7 protein-coding genes and 1 tRNA gene are annotated in these 5,127 nt (G+C 40.5%); 4 read left to right on the forward strand and 4 right to left on the reverse strand.

Translation table 11 applies throughout. The features are described 5' to 3' along the window. Window positions 1–918, forward strand: a 918-nt coding sequence (locus GXZ17_RS08535) for a uroporphyrinogen decarboxylase family protein (protein WP_409376867.1), incomplete at its 5' end; no start/stop codon positions are given. After that, the gene (locus GXZ17_RS08540) at window positions 887–2,311 is read left to right on the forward strand and encodes a HEAT repeat domain-containing protein (RefSeq protein WP_409376868.1); all 1,425 of its coding nucleotides are present in this window, start codon (window positions 887–889) and stop codon (window positions 2,309–2,311) included. The genes GXZ17_RS08535 and GXZ17_RS08540, both read left to right, overlap by 32 nt. A gap of 143 nt (window positions 2,312–2,454) precedes the next feature. Here GXZ17_RS08540 and GXZ17_RS08545 read toward each other — a convergent pair whose 3' ends face one another. From GXZ17_RS08545 to GXZ17_RS08560, 4 genes are all read right to left on the reverse strand, one after another. Then, window positions 2,455–2,658 carry a hypothetical protein gene (locus GXZ17_RS08545; RefSeq protein WP_409376869.1) on the reverse strand — a complete coding sequence of 68 codons (204 nt, stop codon included), beginning with the start codon at window positions 2,656–2,658 and terminating at the stop codon, window positions 2,455–2,457. Further along, a complete protein-coding gene (locus tag GXZ17_RS08550; protein ID WP_409376870.1) occupies window positions 2,636–2,920 on the reverse strand; it encodes a hypothetical protein in 285 nt (94 codons plus the stop codon). The genes GXZ17_RS08545 and GXZ17_RS08550 overlap by 23 nt, the downstream gene beginning before the upstream one ends. Before the next feature lie 26 nt (window positions 2,921–2,946). After that, window positions 2,947–3,022 (reverse strand) — tRNA-Arg (locus GXZ17_RS08555). A gap of 49 nt (window positions 3,023–3,071) precedes the next feature. Then, window positions 3,072–4,100 carry a phosphoribosylaminoimidazolesuccinocarboxamide synthase gene (locus tag GXZ17_RS08560; RefSeq protein ID WP_409376871.1) on the reverse strand — a complete coding sequence of 343 codons (1,029 nt, stop codon included), beginning with the start codon at window positions 4,098–4,100 and terminating at the stop codon, window positions 3,072–3,074. A 67-nt stretch (window positions 4,101–4,167) separates the two neighbouring features. Here GXZ17_RS08560 and GXZ17_RS08565 point away from each other — a divergent pair, with 67 nt between their 5' ends. Both GXZ17_RS08565 and fsa read left to right on the forward strand, forming a co-directional pair. Further along, window positions 4,168–4,452 carry a hypothetical protein gene (locus GXZ17_RS08565; RefSeq protein WP_409376872.1) on the forward strand — a complete coding sequence of 95 codons (285 nt, stop codon included), beginning with the start codon at window positions 4,168–4,170 and terminating at the stop codon, window positions 4,450–4,452. Between the two features lies 1 nt (window position 4,453). Then, on the forward strand, window positions 4,454–5,107 hold the full coding sequence (gene fsa / locus GXZ17_RS08570; protein WP_409376873.1) for a fructose-6-phosphate aldolase: 654 nt from the start codon (window positions 4,454–4,456) through the stop codon (window positions 5,105–5,107). Window positions 5,108–5,127: the final 20 nt, after the last annotated feature.

The raw sequence follows: 5,127 nt of genomic DNA on the forward strand, positions 1-5,127 counted from the left end.
GATTTAGAAAAAAATATTTTATCTACTCCAGAGTGGCAAGAAGAAATAAAAGTTATTAAAGCAGACCCGGATGATTTTTTACTCTACCATACTGTTCATACTCCTCGGGGTGACCTTAACTATAAAAGAGCAGGAAATCTTAAAACTACCTGGATTACCGAATATATGATAAAAAGAGAAGAAGACCTCGATTTAATTAAATATATGCCGGTTCCTTCGCTAAATCCTCAACCAGTGAATCAGCTCTACGATGAAATTGGAGACCGGGGAATATTGCGAGGTTTCGTCTGGGGCGACCAAGCAGGGTGCTGGCAACACGCTGCCTGTCTTATGGATATTAATGAGTTAATTTTTAAGTGCTTTGATAACCCTAGCTGGGTGCATGAACTGCTACAAATTTTACTGGAGAAAAAACTTCAATTTATTGAAACTATGAAAGGAGCTAAATTCGACCTGGTAGAAACCGGTGGAGGTTCAGCCTCTTCTACCTTAATTTCTCCACAAATCCATGAGGAATTTTGTCTCCCTTACGACCGTAAGATTCACGATGCTCTGCATTCCCTGGATTTTAAAATCACCTATCATACCTGTGGAGGAACAAAGGGAATCGAAGAATTAATCATAGCTAATGGTACAGATGTCTCAGAGACTTTAGCTCCCAAAAGTATTGGGGGGAACCAAGAGCCCTGGGAATTCAAGGCTAAAGCTGGTGATAGACTAGCTCTAATCGGGGGAATGGATCAATTTAACGTTTTAACCAGTGGAACAGAAGAGGAAATTCGCTCCATGGTGTATACTCTTTTTGAGCGTGTAGGATATGAAGGAGGGCATATTCTTTCCTGCGCTGACCACTTTTTTGATACCCCTCCAGAAAACTTGAAAATCTATGCTCAAGCAGCTAAAGAATGCGCCTATTAGAAAATTAATAGCGACAATCATACTCTTCCTCTTTACGGGAACAGCAATAGTACAAGGAGAAGAGTTGCTTTCTTACTCCTCTATAATTCAAGAATTACGCAGTCTCTGGAAAGAGGGTAGAGAAGATATTCTTTATCTTTTAGTTGAAGATGCCCCTCTTTTTTTAGCTTCCCATGAGCTCACAGGTGGAATAAAGAAAATAGTAGAGAACAGAGGATATCCTTTTTATCTTCGAAAATCAGCTCTTTCTCTTCTTTCCCGGGAGATGGAGGGGAAAGAGCGAGGAGAATACTTAATTTCTCTATTCTGGAAGGAACCAGATATAGCTCTACGAGTAGAAATAATCCGCCTTTTAGGAGAAACAGATGACTGGATTCCTTTCTTCTTTTCTATTCTACAGAAAGAGGATTCGGGTAATAAAGAAGAAGAGATAATCATTCGATGGGAGGCGCTCCGGGCTTTAGCTCATTGGAAAGTGAGAGAATCCCTCCCCTTCTTTTTCCGCCTGATAGAAAAAGAGGATTTCCCTTCCGAATTAAAAGAAGAAGTGGATGAATTGCTTTCTCTCTACGATTTTTCTGTGTCTTTTTACTTATTCACTATGATAAACTCGGAAAATCCTTTCTTTCGAGAAATAGCTCTTTTTGCTCTGTGGGAAAGAGAAGATGGGGATGTTGTAAATTATGCTCACAAAATGTCTAACGACCGGGATAAAAAAGTTAGAAATCTTTCTCAAACTATTCTCTGGGGAGAAGGGGAAATCTCCCATCTTACTTTGCAGGAAGAAGATTTGAATTCTTGCCTGATAAGAGTTCTGGCTAAGTATGAAAAGGGGGTTAATCTTCTAATTCAGATGGGGGAGAAGGACCCTTTACTTGAGGAGCAAATCTTTGAATCTCTGGGCAAAACAGAGGACATCGCATTTACCCCTTGTCTTAAAGAAAAGCTTAAAGAGAGGGAGTGGAGACCGTTTTCTCTTTTACGTTTTCTTCCAGAGGAAGAAAACATCGAAATTGTTTTTTCCCTTTTGGTCTCCCGGGGAGAGGAGCTTTACCTCCAGGAAGAAGAAGTTCCTCCTCTCGGTAAAGAAGATTTGAGAAGCAACCTATACTTAATTCGGGAAATACTCCGTTCTGGTGATGAAGGAGCTAAATTATTTATTTTAAAAAGATTACCCGTCCTGGGAGAGGAGGCTTTGCCTCTTATTGAAATAGCCATGGAAGAAGCTTCTCCCCTCCTCCAGCGAGAAATAATTGGAGCTCTGGAGGAAATAAAAGCTCCTGCAGCTGCCTATTTTCTGGAGAAATTAGCTTTTTCCCTTGATGAGGAAATAAAAATTAGCGCTCGATTGGCTCTGGCAAAAGAATACCTTTCTCAAGGATACAGCTGGTAATTCCTGGTTTCGGCCTGAAAATCAATGTTGACTGAATTATATTTTGTCCTGCCCCGGGTTCTCTTTATCACCCGGTAACCTTTAAATCTGGCATATTCCTGTTCTACTTCTCCCCGGGATGTCGGATTAGCCAAGAAAATTTTTTAAACCCTGCCTAAATTGTCCATTTCTAACTCTTCTAAATTTTTATGATAATAATGGGCTATTATTTCCTTTCTTACTGCCCAGAAATAATGGTGATCACTATCTACTTTTTCTGCAGCCAGAGCGAAGGGAGATAAAATATCCTCCCATTTTTCCTGAGAAAGAAAAGAAAGAGGTCCTTTAATAATAAAAGCTTCTACCACCCAGTGCAGAAAAAAGTATGTGAGTGATCTCTGTTTCTCGGTAATTATCCTCTAGATTTAATTTTCTATTTAAGTTAATAGTAAAAGGCAGAAGAAGGGAAATTTTGATTTTCGCCTGAATATCTATATCACAGGTTGAGCGATGAACAACAGGATAAGATTGATTGAGCTGCAAAATACACTGAAAGAGCTGCACCGGGTCTTCTTCTTTGCTTAGAACAATACCGGGTAAAAAGAGGAAGGTAAATAAGAGCTTTTTCACTGTTAAAATGTCCCGAAATGCACCCTTGGTGCGCCCGGCGGGATTCGAACCCTCAGCCTGCGGTTTAGGAGACCGCCGCTCTGTCCTTTGAGCTACGGGCGCACATCAATGTTTATTCCCTTGATTATTTTACTTTCTCTCTTTTCTTATGTCAAATAAGAAGCTCCTGACTAATTCTTTCTCCAATTTCTTCTAAAGAAGGCACATCTGAGAACCAATTTCTTTCTGTAAGATCCATAGCTATTCGCTGATACACCCAGCTTATCAGTTGCACAAGAGAAGAGGGTAGAGGTGGAGGACTTGCTTTCACCAAACCTCTCCAGCCCACTGGATTCTGAAGCTTAGCTTTTTCTACTTCTTCAAACCAGGAAGTTTTCCGATAAAACTCTCTGGCGATCTCTTTAGAAAGATGTATCCCCCGGAAGGTATAACGGCTCTCATCAGGAGTCCCTACCACATCTACCACCATTAAGTTTCTATCTTTATCGAAAGCCAGTTCTATTTTTCCATCCTCGTTTTTCAGGTTTATCCTTTCTACTTCTTTAGTTATCAAGCCATCTATAGCAAGAACTGTTCGACGAATTTCTTCTATTTCTTCTTTTTGTAATATGCCTGTCTCTTCTACTTCTTGCCAGCTTAGATAACGGTCTTGCTCTTCTAATTTGGTAGAAACGTCTACAACGGGTGGTGACAATCTTTCCTCTGGAGCAGGAATCCTATCCCATCCGTAATCTTTTAATTTTACTTCCCCTCTTTCTAATCTTTTGCGTAAGCTAGAACCTGCAGGTAGAGAATTACGATATATGAATTCAAAAGGAATTAAAAAATTCCCCCTTATTCCCTGGTAGATGTTATAGTCGTATTTCCCTTCTATTTCAGGAGGCTGGATAATCCTCACTAAAGAAACTACCATTTCATTAGCAGGATTTTTTAACTCAAATAGCCTCTTGTTTTTTCCCTCTTCTTCTATTCCCTGGTAATGAGTTAAGAATCCGGCTCTCTCTAGTTGTTCAAAAAAGTAGGCTCCTATTAAACATAAGGAAGCACCTTTCAGAGGGATATGGTCGGGCATCTCCCCCCAATCGAATACTGAATACCGATCAGAAAAAATAAATTTCCCTCTCCCCGGTTTTTCCTCATGTGGAGAAGAAAGAACTATTAAGTCTTTTACGCTTCCCATATTATGAGCTCCTCTCTTTTGAGATAACAAGTTAAATAGATTATAGCACCCTGAGGGGTTTGTTAAGATGTTCCTTCCGGGTAAAGGCCTCTGCATTACCTTGAAAACAGAAAAATACAATACCATTGCTATCCCGTGGCGGCAGGTAATCTCGTTTTTCTATAAAGAGAAGACCGCCACGGAATATAAAAATACGATCCTCACGAAGACAATAGAGAACACTGCAGGTTATTATTTATCAAGAATAGAAGTTCTTGTCAATGTGAAATGTGGTTGGCCGCGCTATGGTAGATTGATAAAGGCCAGGGAGAAGCTTATAATACTGGTAAATAAACAGAAAAGGGAGGTCTGAGGTGAAATTTTTTATTGATACTGCCGATACAGGAGAAATCAAAGAAGCTCTGAAGCTGGGAGTTTTAGATGGAGTGACTACTAATCCTACTTTAGTTTCTAAAACGGGAAGAGGTTTTAGGGAAGTGATTATGGAGATTTGTAGTCTGGTTCCCGGCCCGGTTTCTGCTGAAGTGGTAAGCCTGCAAGCAGAAGGAATGATAAAAGAGGGAAGAGAGCTATCCAGCTGGGCACCTAATATAGTGGTAAAAGTTCCTATAACTACGGAAGGATTGAAAGCTATCAAAGCTCTTTCTCAAGAAGGAGTGAGCGTAAACACCACCTTGATTTTTAATCCTCTGCAAGCACTTATGGCTGCCAAAGCAGGAGCCACCTATGTCAGTCCTTTTGTGGGAAGATTAGATGACATATCAAGCGATGGCATGCGCCTGGTGGCTGATATCTTACAGATTTTTCGTAATTACGATATCACTACTCAGGTAATTGTGGCTTCCATTCGCCACCCCATGCATGTAGTGGAGGCAGCACGGCTGGGAGCTCACGTAGCCACCATTCCTTTTCCTGTCATATCTAAGCTAATCAAGCATCCTCTCACCGATGTTGGAATTGATCAATTTTTAGCCGATTGGGAAAAAGTTCCCGAAAAACCTTTTTGAGGAGATCCTAAAATGGTAGA

The organism is Candidatus Sordicultor fermentans (genome assembly GCF_012728195.1).
Classification (GTDB): Bacteria; Atribacterota; Atribacteria; order Atribacterales; family Caldatribacteriaceae; genus Sordicultor; species Sordicultor fermentans.

What these genes read in the sequence shown, in the direction of transcription:
- GXZ17_RS08540 (WP_409376868.1), top strand. Translation starts at nt 887, where the DNA reads ATGCTCAAGCAGCTAAAGAATGCGCCTATTAGAAAATTAATAGCGACA.
- GXZ17_RS08560 (WP_409376871.1), bottom strand. Translation starts at nt 4,100, where the DNA reads ATGGGAAGCGTAAAAGACTTAATAGTTCTTTCTTCTCCACATGAGGAA.
- GXZ17_RS08565 (WP_409376872.1), top strand. Translation starts at nt 4,168, where the DNA reads ATGTTCCTTCCGGGTAAAGGCCTCTGCATTACCTTGAAAACAGAAAAA.